Origin of the sequence: Microbacterium sp. CBA3102 (assembly GCF_007954505.1) — a bacterium.
Classification (GTDB): Bacteria; Actinomycetota; Actinomycetes; order Actinomycetales; family Microbacteriaceae; genus Microbacterium; species Microbacterium aurugineum.
In genome coordinates, this window is the sequence record NZ_CP042412.1 from 102,316 (window position 1) to 115,371 (window position 13,056).

Annotated in this window: 12 protein-coding genes; 3 read left to right on the forward strand and 9 right to left on the reverse strand. The window is 69.0% G+C overall.

The features are described from left to right. Nucleotides 1-86: 86 nt before the first annotated feature. On the reverse strand, nucleotides 87-1,454 hold the full coding sequence (gene gabT, locus FGL91_RS00520; protein ID WP_131494314.1) for a 4-aminobutyrate--2-oxoglutarate transaminase: 1,368 nt from the start codon (nucleotides 1,452-1,454) through the stop codon (nucleotides 87-89). A gap of 98 nt (nucleotides 1,455-1,552) precedes the next feature. Between gabT and FGL91_RS00525 the strand changes: the two genes are divergently transcribed. Continuing rightward, nucleotides 1,553-3,061 carry a PucR family transcriptional regulator gene (locus FGL91_RS00525; protein WP_131494312.1) on the forward strand — a complete coding sequence of 503 codons (1,509 nt, stop codon included), beginning with the start codon at nucleotides 1,553-1,555 and terminating at the stop codon, nucleotides 3,059-3,061. Nucleotides 3,062-3,137: 76 nt separating this feature from the next. Here the strand turns inward: FGL91_RS00525 and FGL91_RS00530 are convergent, their stop codons facing one another. Both FGL91_RS00530 and FGL91_RS00535 read right to left on the reverse strand, forming a co-directional pair. Beyond that, nucleotides 3,138-3,545: a riboflavin kinase gene (locus FGL91_RS00530; protein ID WP_153242779.1), complete on the reverse strand. Its 408-nt coding sequence runs from the start codon at nucleotides 3,543-3,545 to the stop codon at nucleotides 3,138-3,140. Further along, nucleotides 3,542-4,051, reverse strand: a complete 510-nt coding sequence (locus FGL91_RS00535) for a flavin reductase family protein (protein WP_131494309.1) — start codon at nucleotides 4,049-4,051, stop codon at nucleotides 3,542-3,544. The genes FGL91_RS00530 and FGL91_RS00535 overlap by 4 nt, the downstream gene beginning before the upstream one ends. A 103-nt stretch (nucleotides 4,052-4,154) precedes the next feature. Between FGL91_RS00535 and FGL91_RS00540 the strand changes: the two genes are divergently transcribed. Next, nucleotides 4,155-4,754 carry a PadR family transcriptional regulator gene (locus FGL91_RS00540; protein WP_047522369.1) on the forward strand — a complete coding sequence of 200 codons (600 nt, stop codon included), beginning with the start codon at nucleotides 4,155-4,157 and terminating at the stop codon, nucleotides 4,752-4,754. A gap of 4 nt (nucleotides 4,755-4,758) precedes the next feature. Here the strand turns inward: FGL91_RS00540 and FGL91_RS00545 are convergent, their stop codons facing one another. The 6 genes from FGL91_RS00545 to FGL91_RS00570 form a co-directional block, all read right to left on the reverse strand. Beyond that, nucleotides 4,759-5,643 carry a ribokinase gene (locus tag FGL91_RS00545; protein WP_153242781.1) on the reverse strand — a complete coding sequence of 295 codons (885 nt, stop codon included), beginning with the start codon at nucleotides 5,641-5,643 and terminating at the stop codon, nucleotides 4,759-4,761. Further along, a complete protein-coding gene (locus FGL91_RS00550; protein WP_047522373.1) occupies nucleotides 5,636-7,015 on the reverse strand; it encodes an NtaA/DmoA family FMN-dependent monooxygenase in 1,380 nt (459 codons plus the stop codon). Before FGL91_RS00550 ends, FGL91_RS00545 begins: the two co-directional genes overlap by 8 nt. A gap of 111 nt (nucleotides 7,016-7,126) precedes the next feature. Continuing rightward, nucleotides 7,127-7,975: an ABC transporter permease gene (locus FGL91_RS00555; protein WP_047522375.1), complete on the reverse strand. Its 849-nt coding sequence runs from the start codon at nucleotides 7,973-7,975 to the stop codon at nucleotides 7,127-7,129. After that, entirely contained in the window at nucleotides 7,968-8,780 is an 813-nt protein-coding gene (locus FGL91_RS00560; protein WP_131494303.1) for an ABC transporter ATP-binding protein, read from the reverse strand. Before FGL91_RS00560 ends, FGL91_RS00555 begins: the two co-directional genes overlap by 8 nt. Beyond that, nucleotides 8,765-9,868: an ABC transporter substrate-binding protein gene (locus FGL91_RS00565; RefSeq protein ID WP_131494301.1), complete on the reverse strand. Its 1,104-nt coding sequence runs from the start codon at nucleotides 9,866-9,868 to the stop codon at nucleotides 8,765-8,767. The genes FGL91_RS00560 and FGL91_RS00565 overlap by 16 nt, the downstream gene beginning before the upstream one ends. A 113-nt stretch (nucleotides 9,869-9,981) precedes the next feature. Continuing rightward, nucleotides 9,982-11,424: a helix-turn-helix transcriptional regulator gene (locus tag FGL91_RS00570; protein ID WP_153242783.1), complete on the reverse strand. Its 1,443-nt coding sequence runs from the start codon at nucleotides 11,422-11,424 to the stop codon at nucleotides 9,982-9,984. A 245-nt stretch (nucleotides 11,425-11,669) separates the two neighbouring features. Here FGL91_RS00570 and aceA point away from each other — a divergent pair, with 245 nt between their 5' ends. Beyond that, complete coding sequence (gene aceA / locus FGL91_RS00575; protein ID WP_153242785.1) at nucleotides 11,670-12,995, forward strand: isocitrate lyase; 1,326 nt, start codon at nucleotides 11,670-11,672, stop codon at nucleotides 12,993-12,995. Nucleotides 12,996-13,056 lie beyond the last annotated feature (61 nt).

Consider the following 13,056-nt stretch of genomic DNA (forward strand, 5'->3'; position numbering starts at 1 on the left):
AAGTAGTGCCGGTCGCGACCCGAAATCCCCCGATTGGGGTCGCGACCGGACAGGGGGTCAGGCCACGCGGAGGCGCGGCCTGCACATCATTCCGTGGCCGCGGCGAGGGCGGCGGCCACGACGTCGAGGCCTTCGTTCAGCAGGTCGTCGCCGATCGAGAGCGGAGGAAGGAAGCGGATGACGTTGCCGTAAGTTCCGCAGGTGAGGACGATGACGCCCTGCGCGATGCAGGCCTTGGCGACCGCGGCCGTGAGAGCGGCGTTCGGTGCCTTGGTCTCGGGGTCGACGAACTCGGCCGCGATCATCGCACCGTGGCCACGGATGTCGCCGATGCGAGGGTCGCTCTCCTGGATCGCGGTGAGGCGGTCCATGAGGATCGTGCCGATCTCCCGGGCACGCTCGATCACCCCGTCGTTCTCGAACACGCCGATCGACGCGAGCGCCGCGGCGCACGCGATCGGGTTCCCGCCGTAGGTGCCGCCCAGACCACCGGAGTGCGAGGCGTCCATGATCTCCGCGCGGCCGGTGACGGCGGCGAGCGGAAGACCGCCGGCGATCCCCTTGGCGGTGGTGATCAGGTCGGGCTCGATGCCGAAGATCTCGCTCGCGAACATGTGCCCCGTGCGGGCGAATCCGGTCTGCACCTCGTCGGCGATGAAGACGACGCCGTTCGCGCGGCACCAGTCGACGATCGCCGGCAGGAAGCCGTCGGCGGGGACGATGAAGCCGCCCTCGCCCTGGATCGGCTCGATGATGACCGCGGCCAGGTTGTCGGCGCCGATCTGCTTCTCGAGCTGGAGGATCACGCGGGCAGCGGCCTCGCCACCCTCGAGCCCGTCACGGAACGGGTACGACATCGGCGCGCGGTAGACCTCGGGGGCGAACGGACCGAACCCGCTCTTGTAGGGCATCGACTTGGCGGTGAGCGCCATGGTCAGGTTCGTTCGGCCGTGGTAGCCGTGGTCGAAGGCGACGACCGCCTGGCGGCCGGTGTGCTTGCGGGCGATCTTGATGGCGTTCTCGACCGCCTCCGCTCCCGAATTGAACAGGGCGCTCTTCTTGGCGAATCCACCGGGGGTGACGCGGTTGAGCGCTTCGGCGACGTCGACGTACGACTCGTAGGGCGAGATCATGAAGCAGGTGTGGGTGAACTGCGCGGCCTGGGCGGCGACGGCGGCGGCGACCTTCGGGTGCGCGTTGCCGACCGTGGTCACGGCGATGCCCGAGCCGAGGTCGATGAGGGAGTTCCCGTCGGCATCGACGACGACTCCGCCGCCGGCCGCGACGGCGGCGATCGGCACGGTGTGGCCGACACCCGCTGCCACGGCATCCGCCTTGCGCGCGAGCACCTCGGCCGAGCGGGGCCCGGGGAGGTCCGTGACCAGACGACGCTCCTGCGGGAGGTCGGGTCCGCCGAGAGGGACTGCGGGGGCTGCGGTGTCGAGGAGTGCCATGATCGCGAGCGTACGGCGGTGCCGAAGACCCCCGCACTCGCCGACGCGTACAATCTAGAAGAAGAATTCGCCACCTTGTACATGCGGGAGGACGCGCCGTGCCCACGACCGAGCAGCCGACACTGCGCGCCCTGCTGCGTCGCCGCGATCTCGGACTCGCACTCGTCCCCCGCGAGGCCGAGCTGGCGGACGGAGCTCTCGACCGTCCCCTGCGCTGGGTGCACAGCTCGGACCTGGCCGATCCGACACCGTTCCTCTCGGAAGACCTCGCCCTGCTGACCACCGGCACACAGTTCGACGAGGCCGTCGGCATCGACACCTACGTCGGTCGCCTCGCCGATCGGGGTGTCCTCGGACTCGGTTTCGGCACCGAGGTGCACCGCTCGGGCGTTCCGGACGAGCTGGTCACCGCCTGCGCCACGCACGGCATGCCCCTGTTCACCGTGCCGTACCGCACACCGTTCATCGCGGTCGCCCGCGCCCACTCCGAGGCGATCGCCGCGCAGGCCTATGCCCGCCGATCCTGGGCGCTGGACACACAGCGCGCCCTCGCCCTCGCAGCCCTGCGCCCGAGCGGTCTCGATGCGACGATCGCGGAACTCGGACGACGGCTCGAGGTCTGGGCGGGGATGTTCGACGCCGCGGGAACGGTCGTCGCCTCCCACCCCCGGGACCGCCTCGACACCGAGGTGCGCGACGCCCTGGGCGAGCGGGTGATGGAGATCCTCACCCGTGGGCTCGAAGCCGGGCAGTCGCTGGTCCTCGGCGAGCATACGTTCATGCTGTTCACCGTCGGTCGCGGCGGGCATCTGCGCGGGGTGATCGCCCTCGCCATCGACGCGCTGGACCCGGAAGCACGGTCGGTCGTGACATCGGTGATCGCGATGGCCGGACTCGCGATGGAGCAGAGCGAACAGCTCGCACGGAGCCGCCGACGCCTGCATGCACAGCTCCTCGGCTCGCTCCTCGCCGACGACCCGGGCCTGGCCAGAAGAGTTCTGGGGAGCATGCCGCCCGCTCCGGTGGTCGTGGCTGTCGCCGCCGATGCCCCGGCCGGCCCGCTCGCGGACTGGTGGGAGCGGAACCGGGTCGAGCACGGCACCGCCGTCTTCCTGGCCGAGTCCGAGGACGGCGTGACGATGTGCCTCTCCGTCGGTGATGAGTCCCTGCTCGATGAGGCGGCCGCGCGCTTCGGCATCCGCATCGGCGTCTCCGAGCCCGAGGGGTACAGCTCCTTCTCCCGGGCGCACGCTCAGGCACTCACCGCACTGCGGCAACAGGGCACCCACGGCGTCGCACGCTATGCCGACACCGTCGGTTCCCGCATCCTCACCGCACTCGCGACGGATGAGGCACGCCTGGTCGCGGAATCACGCCTCGCACCGATCCGCGAACACGATGCCCGCACCGACGCCGAGCTCGAGCGCTCGCTGCGCACCTGGTTGGAGCACGACGCCAAGGCCGAATCCGCCGCGATCGCACTCGGGGTGCATCGGCACACGCTGCGCTCCCGCATCGCCCATGCGGGTGCGCTGCTCGACATCGATCTGTCGACCTTTCCCGCGCGCGCGGAGCTCTGGACGATTCTGCAGACCGCTCGCGACTGAGCCCTGGCAAGTCGTTCCGGTCGCAGTTCGTGCCGCCAATCCGGCGCTTTTCCGAGAGAGAGTGCGACCGGAACGATCAGCCAGGACCGATCGGCGGCGCGCCCAACACGGAGCGGCAGCGGACCACATCCTCCGCGGTCTGGGCGATCAGGTCGTCGACGCGGTCGAATCGGAGCATCGGACGCAGCAGCGCGATCAGGGTCACATCCACTCGTCGGCCGTACAGGTCGATGTCCGCGTCGTGCAGATGCACCTCGACCCGCCGCTCACGGTCGCCGTCGAAGGTCGGGTTCGCTCCGACGCTGACGCTCGCCGCCCAGGGATGCGCGGCTCCATCGATCCGGACCCATGCCGCGTAGATGCCGTCGTCGGGGAGGCTGTCGTCCGCGAGCTCCAGGTTCGCCGTCGGGAAGCCGAGCTCCCGTCCCCGACCGTCACCGGGGACGACGAGGCCGGCGATCGCCCCGAGCGGCTGAGCGCTCACGCGCTCTCGGGGGCGGCGATGGCGCGATAGCGGCTCTGGTGGAAGACGAGGGGCTCGACGTCGTCGAACAGCGTGAGATCGGCGATCTCGTACAGCGCGATCTCGTGATCCCCGCCATCGAATGTGCTGTGCAGGCGGCAGGTGAGCCAGAGCGCGGCATCCGAGATGAGCACGGCCCCACCGTCGGTGCGCTGCCACTCGTGACCGCCGAACCGGTCTCCCTCACGCGCCGACAGCGAACGACTGAGCGGCTCGTGGTGCGCGGCCAGCACACTCATGCCGAGTTCGGGGACCTCGCGCAGCACCGGCCAGGTCTTCGAGGTGCGCGCCGCGCTGATGGCGACGAGCGCCGGTTCGAGCGAGATCGACGTGAAGGAGTTGACCGCCATCCCCACAGCCCGATCGTCGATGTGCGCAGCGAGGGCGACGACGCCGGTCGGGTATACCGAGAACGCCCGGCGGAGGGCGAGGTCGCGCGGGAGGGCTTCGGTCACGGCAGACGTCATTTCGGCTTCCTTTCGTTAGTCAACTTTGACTAGTTTCGATAATAGGCAACTTTGATCATGCAAACAACCGGAATCTTGGACCCCAGCCGTTAGCATGAGGGGCATGTCGACCACCCGCCTCGTCGTCCTCGGCGCCGTGAAGCAGTTCCAACCCGTACACGGGTATTTCCTCCGCCGAGAGCTCATGACGTGGCATGTCGACGAGTGGGCGCACATCCAGCCCGGATCCATCTACAACGCCCTGCGCGCCCTCGAGGTCGACGGCTACATCGCCGAGAGCGGCACCGAGGCCGAGGGCAAGCGCCCCGCGCGCACGACCTATCGCATCACACCGTCCGGCGAGGTCGAGCTCCAGCGGATGCTGCGGGAGAACCTCTGGAACGTCGCCGCCTTCGACACCCAGGCCATCATGACCGTCGCCTCGTTCATGTTCGTGCTGAGCCGGCAGGAGGTCATCGCCGGCCTCGAACATCGCCTCATCAAGAGCGACGCGATCATCACTCAGAACGGCTTCGACGTGCAGGACACGCTGCGCTCCGAGACGACCCCGAAGTACGTACGCGAGATCTTCGACCTCTCCACCGCCCGCCTCACTGCCGAGAAGCAGTGGCTGCTCGACCTGCTGGAACGCCTCCGCGGCGGCGAATACACCTTCGCCGGCGAGACGGTGAGCACGGACGACGACGCCGCCCGCACGGAGTAGAGGCTCAGCGCGAGGCGACGAGCGTCGCGATCGACTCGGCGGACAAGGCCGCGGTGGTCGCCCCGCGGTGCTGGGCCACGATGGCTCCGGCCGCGGAGGCGCCGATCAGAGCTTCCTCGATCCCGTCGCCGCGGGCGAGGGACGCAGCCAGGGCCCCGCAGAACGCGTCGCCGGCCCCGGTCGTGTCGACCGGGTCGATCCGGAAGGCCTCAGTGTGCAGGGGGTCGCGCCCCGTGCGGTGGAGGACCACTCCCCCGGCGCCCTGGGTGAGCACGATGGTCCGTGCACCCGCCGCATGCAGCCGGTCGATACCGCCGAGCTCGGCGCACTCCGTCTCGTTCACCACCAGCACATCGACATCGGGGAGCATCTCGACCGCGGCGGGGTGGGCGGGCGCGGCGTTGAGGATCGTCAGCGCGCCGGCCATCCGTCCCGCATGCAGCGCGGCGGACACGCTCGCGGCCGGGACCTCCAGCTGGGCGAGCACGACCGCGGCGCCCTCGATCCCGGCGATCGCATCGTCCGCGTCGAGCTCGGCGTTCGCACCGGCAGCCACGATGATGCTGTTGTCCCCGTCGGCGAAGGCCAGCACGTGGGCAACGCCGGTGGGAGCGGCGGCGCTGCGGCGCAGGACAGTCGTCACGCCGGCGTCCGACAGCGTCCGCTCGAGCACGTCAGCGGCCTCATCCTGCCCGACGACCGCGCAGAAGCGGGTGCGAGAGCCGCTGCGCGCGGAGGAGACGGCCTGATTCAAGCCCTTCCCTCCGGAGAAGCGTCCGCCAGCGCGACCGAGCAGGGTCTCACCGACGAGCGGGGGGCGCGAGACCTCGACGACCAGGTCGAGGTTCGCGCTCCCCACCACGGCGACACCGGTGCGGGTGTCAGACACGCGACATCGTCCGCCGGTACTGCGAGCCCGTGTGCGAGTCGGCGAGCGCAGGAGTGGGCGTGCCGATCAGACGCTCACGCAGCGACTGCGGCTCCGACGAGGGTTCGACCACCGCACCGCGCTCCTTGAGGATCGGCAGCACGTGCTCGATGAAGTCGACGGTCGAGGCCGGCGGGATGACGGGGGCGAACAGGAAGCCGTCGAGGTCGGCACCGTCGGCGAGCTCGATCATCCGGTCCGCCACCTGCTCGGGGGTGCCCACGATCGGGCGGGCGCCGACGCCGTGCGCGTGCCAGTCGCCGAGCACGTCGCCCACGGTCTTGTCGGCGAAGCGGGCCACCTGCGTCTGCGACAGCTCGGTGCTCAGCTCTGACATCGGAGTGCTCGGCGCGTAGGCCGAGAGGTCGAGCCCGGTGAACCAGGCGTACGAGGCGACCGTGACGTCGGGGTTCTGCGCATCGGCGACCTCGGCGTACTTGCGCTGCGCCTCCTCCTCCGTGCTGCCGACGATCGCGGCGAACGCCGACATGATCTTCACCTCGTCGGCCGCGCGGCCGTTCTTGACCGCCTCCTCACGGATCGCGGCGGAGTGGGCACGGAGCTGCTCGACCGAGCCGCTGCCGACGAAGATCGCCTCCCCGTGCTTGCCTCCGAACTCGCGGCCTGCGGGTGACGCACCGGCCTGGAACAGCACCGGGGTGCCCTGCGGCGAGCGCGAGGTGTTGCCGTAGCCGTGCGAGCGGAAGTAGGGGCCGTCGTGCGCGATGCGGTGCACCTTGGACGGATCGGCGAAGCGGCCGGACTTGTCGCGCTCCAGCGCGCCCTCCTCCCAGGCCTGCTCCCACAGCTTGTACACGACCTGCATGAAGTCGTCGGCCATGAGGTAGCGCTCGTCGTGGCCGACCATCGGCACACCGAAGCCCTGCACCGCGGTGTCGGCGGTGCCCGTGGTGACGACGTTCCAGCCGATGCGTCCGCCGGAGAGGATGTCGAGCGTCGCCATGCGGCGCGCGAAGGCATAGGGCGGCTCCAGCAACGTCGACCCCGTGGCGACGAGTCCCAGTCGCGTGGTCTCCGGGATGAGGGCGGCGAGGATGATCGCGGGGTCGAGGCGCGGCAGGTCCAGCCCCTCCACCGAGCAGATGTCGGGACGCTCGCCGGCGACGTCGGCCCAGCCCCAGGCATCCGCGAGGAAGAGGAAGTCGAACCCGGCGTCCTCGACCATGCGGGCGGTGTCGCGCCAGTACTCGAGCTTGTCGAACAGGTAGCGCCCGTTGTCGGGGTGTCGCCAGGTCGCCGTACCGGAGTCGTTCGCCTGGGCGTTCTCGAAGAGGCCGAGACGCAGCGGCTTGACGGTGTTCTGATCGGTCATGTGCGGGTGCCTTCCTTGTGGGTGGTTCTGGTCTTTCTGGGGTGGTTCCGGGCACGCCGGAGGAACCCCGGGACGGGTCGGGGGCTCCCGTCCCGGGATGGGGGCGCCGCGTCAGCCCTTGGCGGTGACCTCGCCGTCGCTCCACCAGAGCACGCGCTTGCGCACCAGGGCGAGGACGATGATCAGCAGCACACCGAGCAGACACAGCAGGGCGATGCTGGCCCAGGTGACGGGCAGATTCGCCTGCGCGGCCGAGGTGGTCACGAGCGAACCGAGGCCGGCCTGCTGACCTGCCGCGACGAACTCGGCGACCGCCGCGCCGACGACCGCGAGCGGCAGGGCGATGCGGAGCCCCGCGAACACGTAGGGCATGCTGCCGGGGAAGCGCAGCTCGCGGAAGATCTCCCACCGCGAGGCGTGCAGCGTCTTGAAGACGTCGAGAGCCTTCTGGTCGACATCACGCAGACCGGCGAGCGAGTTCACCAGCATCGGGAAGAAGACCACAAGCCCGGTCACGATGAACTTCGGGACCATCCCGAAGCCGAAGGCCACGACCAGCGCCGGGGCGATCGCCACGATCGGCGTCACCATCACGATGATCACGAGCGGCATCACGGCCCGTTCGATGATCTGGAACTCCGCCATCACCACCGCCAGCAGGAAGCCGGCGAGGATGCCTGCGGCGGCACCGACCACGACCTCGAGCAGGGTGACGAGGAAGTTCGACCAGTACATGCCGGCATCGTCGACGAGACTCCCGCCGATCGCCTCGAGTGTCGGAAGCACATACGGGTTGGTCCAGGCCACGATCTGCCACAGCAGTGCGGCGATCACGAAGGTGATCAGGGTGGGACCCCACGACCCCCAGCGCAGCCACGGCGGGACGCCCCGGCGCGGCTGGGCCTTCAGGCGGGCGGTCGCGAGGGTCGCGGTGGTGTCTCTCATCGTCAGCTCAGACATGGGCCTTCTCCGTCTGCGCGCGCAGCGCACCGCGCACGACTGCCTCCAGCTCGCGGAACTCGTCCGTCGCATAGGCCTCCTCGGTGCGCGGCCGCGGGAGGTCGACGTCGATCACCTGGGCGATGCGCCCGGGGTGGGCGGCCATCACCACGATGCGGTCGGAGAGCATGATCGCCTCCGGCACGGAGTGCGTGACGAACATGACGGCCTTCCGGTTGGACTGCCAGAACTCCAGCAGGGCGATGCGCTGCAGGTCCCGGTTCATCTCGTCGAGGGCCGAGAACGGCTCGTCCATCAGCATGATGGCGGGGTCGAACACGAAGGCCCTGGCGATCGCGGCACGCTGCTGCATGCCGCCGGACAACTGCCCGGGATACTTCGTCATCGCCTGCCCGAGACCGAACGTCGACAGCAGCTCCGCCGGATCGCGCAGAGCCCTTCCGGCGTTCGCCTTGGCGTTGATGCGCACCGGGAGCTCGACGTTCTCGCGCACGGTCTTCCACGGCAGCAGCGCGGGCGACTGCGGCACGAGGCCGATCTTCTTGTCCCGCGATGCCGCTGTGACGCTCTCACCGTCGATCGTGACCGTGCCGGAATCGGCCTCGAGGAGACCGGCGACGACCTTGAGCAGCGTGGACTTGCCGCAGCCGCTCGGGCCGATCACCGACACGAACTCGCCCATGCCGATCGTCAGATTCACGTCGTCGAGCACCGTGACCTCGGCGCCGTCGACGCCGAACGACTTCGAGACGTTCCTGACCTCGACGCCCGTGCCCTGTGCGACCGACATCACTTCGCCGGCCATGTCAGAGTGTCACCGTCGTAGAGGTCGGCGACCAGGTCGGCGTCCATCATGTCGGCGATCGCGGGCAGGTCCTTGACGCCGCCGTACTTCTTCACGAGGGCGTACTCGGGCTCCCACATGGACTCGTTCTGCACGCCGGGGTTACCGCCGGCGCTCTCCCGGACCCATGCGGACTCCACTTCCCACGTGCGGGCGAGCTGATCGCGCGGGAACGCGGCGCCCTGGTTGTTGTCCTCTGCCAGCTTCGCGAGTGTGTCGATGCAGGCGTCCGACTCGTCCAGGCAGTACTGCAGCGCCTTGAGACTCGCCCGCATGAAGTCCGCAGCGACCTCGCGGTGCTCGTCGAGGAAGCGGGAGTTGACCTCCATCACGTTGTACGTGCCCTCGACCCCGAGGTCGGAGGGGAGGAACTCGCTGAACGGCAGACCCTGCGCCTTGAGCGACTGCGGCTGGTTGGACGCGTAGCCGACGATGGCGTCGACCTGCTCACGCACGACGACGGTCGGGTCGTAGTTGGTCATCTTGACCATCTCGACCTTCGACACGTCGACACCGGCCTCATCGAGCATGGCCGAGGCGATCGGGGTCAGGTTGATGAAGTATCCGAGCGATCCCCCCTCGAGGTCGGTGAGGCTCTCGAGCTTCTCGTTGCCGAAGATCGAGAACGGCGGGGTGGTGCCGTAGGTCGCGACCGCCGTGAGGTTCTTGCTGTTCGCCGCTGCCAGCATCACATCGGATGCGGAGCCGAGAGCGGTGAACTGCGCCTGGCCGGATGCCACGAGCTGCTGCCCGTTCGCACCGGAGGCGTTGATCTCCACGTCCAGGCAGAGATCGTCGAAGTAGCCCAGCTCCTCGGCGAGGAACACGTCGAGCTGCCCGGCGCTGGCGGAGTAGCCGTAACCGGAGATGTAGGTGATGGTGCCGGCATCCTGATTCCGCTTGCAGGCGTCGGTGTCGCTCGCACTCGTGGGGGCGGTATCGCCGCCTGGCGTCTGCGCGGAGCATGCTCCGAGCGTCAGCGTGGCGGCGAGAACGCACGTCAGGGTGGCAGTGATGCGGAATCGGGTTTCCGCAGAGGAAGTAGCCATGAGGGTCCCTTCTCGGCCGTTCGTCGTTGATGGCTCGATGAAAGTAACATAGTCAAGATTGACTAAGCAAGATCGAACTAACTTTTGACGAACCGCGAAAGGGCGGCAGGGACTCAGCGAGGGGCGTGGGCCTCCAGGAACTCGTACACGTCGGTCGTGTCGACGCCGGGGAACGACCCGGTCGGCAGGGTCGCCAGCAGCGTGCGCGGAGTCTTCACATTGGGCCAGGAGTTCTCGCGCCAGCGCTCTTCCAGCTCGGCAGGTGCCCGTCGACAGCAGACCTCGACGGAGTGCTTCGAGACACCGCGGTGCGAGGTGTCGCGCCCGACGAACCACCGCGTGTCATCGAAGCGCACGCCCACGCTGACCGAGTGCAGCCCCTCGCTCGACGCCTCGACCCGCGCGGTGCACCAGTAGGTCCCGTTGCCGGTATCGGTGTACTGGTAGTACGGGTTGAAGCGGTCGTCCTCGTCGAACACCACTCGCGACGTCCACTTGCGGCAGCACATCTGTCCCTCGATCGCCCCGAGACGGTCGGTGGGGAAGTTCACGTCGTCGTTCTCGTACGCCTTCGTGATCGTGCCCGACTCGTGCACCTTGAGGAAGTGCACCGGGATGTCGAGATGCCGCGTCGCGAGGTTCGTGAAGCGATGCGCCGCCGTCTCGTACGACACCGAGTACGCGTCGCGCAGATCCTCGATCGAGATCGCCCGCCGCTGCTTGGCGTCTTTCAGCGCCGGGACCACGTGCCCCTCGGGGATGAGGAGCGCACCCGTGAGGTAGTTGGTCTCGACGCGCTGCCGCAGGAACTCGGCGTAGCTGCGCGGCTCGGAGTGCCCGAGGATGCGGCTCGACAGCGCCTGCAGCACCGCGGTGCGGGCATCGCCCTTGGCCGGCACGCTGCTGGACAGGTACAGCCTTCCGTTCGCGAGGTCCGCGACGCTGCGGGTGGTCTGCGGCAGGTCGGGCGCGTAGTGCAGCGTGAACCCGAGGTACGCCGCGATCTCGGAGGCGGTGCGCTGGGTGAGGGGGCCACCGGGGTGCCCGACGGCGGCGAGGATCTCCGCGGCCTTCGCCTCGAGGTCAGCGAAGTGGTTGTCCTGACGACGCATGAGGTGCCGCAGCTCGACGTTCGCCCGCCGAGCCTCCTCCGGGGTGGCGGCCCGCTCGTCCTTGAGCCGGTCGATCTCGCCGTGCAGCGCCAGCAGCGCCTTCAACGCGTCGGTCGGCACGCTCTTCGCGATCCGGAACGGCTCGATGCCGAGGGCCTGGAACGTCTGTCCCTTCATCGCCCGCTCCAGCGCGATCTCGACCGCGCTGCGTTCGTCGAGCGGCTCCCCCTCCAGCAGCGCATCGATGGTGACGCCGAGCGCGCGGGCGATCATCTGCAGCTGCGTGAGCTTCGGCTCTCGCTTGCCGGTCTCGATCATCGACATCTGACTGGGGGCGCGATCGACCGCCGAGGCGAGGTCGTCGAGCGTCATCCCGCGCGCGGTGCGCAACTGTCGGATGCGTCGACCGATCGTGAGGGCGTCGGTCTCTTCTGCGGCATCCATCCCACTCCTCTTTTGCTCGCCGTGCGGGCACCCCGTGCGGGATCAGAAACGCCCCTCCACGAGGCACTTCCGGCGCGTTTTTGCACTTCGACCGCCGATGGTCGGAGCGAGTGGAGGCGATTCTGTCACAGAAGCAGAAGAATGACGAAACTTCTGCGCGGAATCGGTCGTTCAGATGCCTGAACTTCACGCACAGTGGAACCACGCCACACCGGCACCGCAGCCGGATCCACCGAGGAGACACCATGACGAACACCGCCCACGCCCCGACGCCCCGCCCCGCCGGTCTGCGAGCCGGCGACCAGGTTCAGACGGCCGCCGAACTCCAGGAGATCTGGGACACCGATCCCCGCTGGGACGGCGTCGAGCGCACGTACTCGGCGGAGGACGTCATCCGCATCCGGGGTTCGGTCCGCGAAGAGGCCACGCTCGCCCACCGAGGCGCCGACAACCTCTGGAACCTCCTGCACACCGAGAACTACGTCCGGGCACTCGGCGCCTACACGGGCGGCCAGGCCGTGCAGCAGGTGCGCGCCGGCCTCAAGGCCATCTACCTCTCCGGATGGCAGGTCGCCGCCGACGGCAACCTGGCCGGACAGACCTACCCCGACCAGTCGCTCTACCCCGCGAACTCGGTGCCGGCCGTCGTGCGCCGCATCAACAACGCGCTCCTGCGTCAGGACCAGCTCGAGCACGCGGAGGGCGAGACCACCCAGGACTGGCTCGCCCCGATCGTCGCCGACGCGGAGGCCGGCTTCGGCGGACCCCTCAACGCCTACGAGCTCGCACAGTCGCTCATCCAGTCCGGTGCTGCCGGCATCCACTGGGAGGACCAGCTGGCCAGCGAGAAGAAGTGCGGCCACCTCGGCGGCAAGGTGCTCGTGCCCACCCAGCAGCACATCCGCACCCTGAACGCCGCTCGCCTCGCGGCCGACGTGGCAGGGGTCCCGACCGTGATCATCGCCCGGACGGACGCCCTCGCCGCCGACCTGCTCACCAGCGACGTCGACGAGCGCGACCAGGAGTTCACCACCGGCGAGCGCACCACCGAGGGGTTCTACCGGATCCGCCCCGGCCTGGAGTCGGTCATCAGCCGCGGTCTCGCCTTCGCCCCCTACGCCGATCTGCTGTGGGTCGAGACGGGCGAGCCCGACATCCAGCTCGCCCGGGACTTCGCCGCGGCCATCCACGCACAGTTCCCCGGTAAACTCCTGGCCTACAACTGCTCGCCGAGCTTCAACTGGAAGAAGCACCTGTCGGACGCCGAGATCGCGACGTTCCAGCAGGAGTTGGCAGACCTGGGCTACAAGTTCCAGTTCATCACCCTGGCCGGCTTCCACGCCCTGAACCACTCGATGTTCGACCTCGCCCGCGGCTACGCCGATCGCGCCATGAGCGCCTACGTGGAGCTGCAGGAAGCCGAGTTCGCCGCCGAAGCCCACGGCTACACCGCCACCAAGCACCAGCGCGAGGCGGGCACCGGATACTTCGACGTCATCTCCACCGCGCTCAACCCCGAAAGCGCGACCCTCGCCCTGGCCGGCTCCACCGAGGCCGCACAGTTCCACTGATCCGTCAGCCGATGCCGCCTCCGTCGAGGCCCCCTCTCCCCGTCGAGACCCCCGCCCTCCC

Coding starts and splice junctions, on each gene's coding strand:
- gabT (WP_131494314.1), bottom strand. CDS start 1,454: ATGGCACTCCTCGACACCGCAGCCCCCGCAGTCCCTCTCGGCGGACCC.
- FGL91_RS00560 (WP_131494303.1), bottom strand. CDS start 8,780: ATGGCCGGCGAAGTGATGTCGGTCGCACAGGGCACGGGCGTCGAGGTC.
- aceA (WP_153242785.1), top strand. CDS start 11,670: ATGACGAACACCGCCCACGCCCCGACGCCCCGCCCCGCCGGTCTGCGA.
- FGL91_RS00550 (WP_047522373.1), bottom strand. CDS start 7,015: ATGACCGATCAGAACACCGTCAAGCCGCTGCGTCTCGGCCTCTTCGAG.
- FGL91_RS00535 (WP_131494309.1), bottom strand. CDS start 4,051: ATGACGTCTGCCGTGACCGAAGCCCTCCCGCGCGACCTCGCCCTCCGC.
- FGL91_RS00570 (WP_153242783.1), bottom strand. CDS start 11,424: ATGGATGCCGCAGAAGAGACCGACGCCCTCACGATCGGTCGACGCATC.
- FGL91_RS00540 (WP_047522369.1), top strand. CDS start 4,155: ATGTCGACCACCCGCCTCGTCGTCCTCGGCGCCGTGAAGCAGTTCCAA.
- FGL91_RS00565 (WP_131494301.1), bottom strand. CDS start 9,868: ATGGCTACTTCCTCTGCGGAAACCCGATTCCGCATCACTGCCACCCTG.
- FGL91_RS00555 (WP_047522375.1), bottom strand. CDS start 7,975: ATGTCTGAGCTGACGATGAGAGACACCACCGCGACCCTCGCGACCGCC.